The sequence below is a fragment of the Priestia sp. SIMBA_032 genome, assembly GCF_046535215.1.
Classification (GTDB): domain Bacteria; phylum Bacillota; class Bacilli; order Bacillales; family Bacillaceae_H; genus Priestia; species Priestia aryabhattai.
Genome location: NZ_JAWRXD010001110.1, coordinates 1 through 254, shown reverse-complemented (window position 1 = coordinate 254; position 254 = coordinate 1). Strand labels below are relative to the sequence as shown.

Here is a 254-nt window from a genome sequence, read left to right as displayed (position 1 = left end):
GACGCACGGGCTGCGTGGGCGGACGCGTGCGCCGTGACCGGCGACACGATCAGCTGGGTGGGGCGGCCCGGCGACGAGGCGCCCGCCGCCGAGAGGGAGGTCGACCTCGGCGGACGGCTCGTGCTGCCGGGGTTCGCCGATGCGCACACCCACCTGCTGATGATGGGAGCGGCGCTCGGGCAGGTGTACCTCACCGAGGCGCGGAGCGTCGACGACATCCGCGCGCTGCTTCTCGAGGCACGGGCGGCCGACCC

The 254-nt window shown here is 75.6% G+C and carries 1 protein-coding gene; it reads left to right on the top strand.

Annotation, left to right across the window (positions count from 1 at the left end; genetic code table 11):
• Nucleotides 1–33: 33 nt before the first annotated feature.
• On the top strand, nucleotides 34–254 hold a 221-nt coding region (locus SB717_RS37780), incomplete at its 3' end, for an amidohydrolase family protein (protein WP_410908290.1).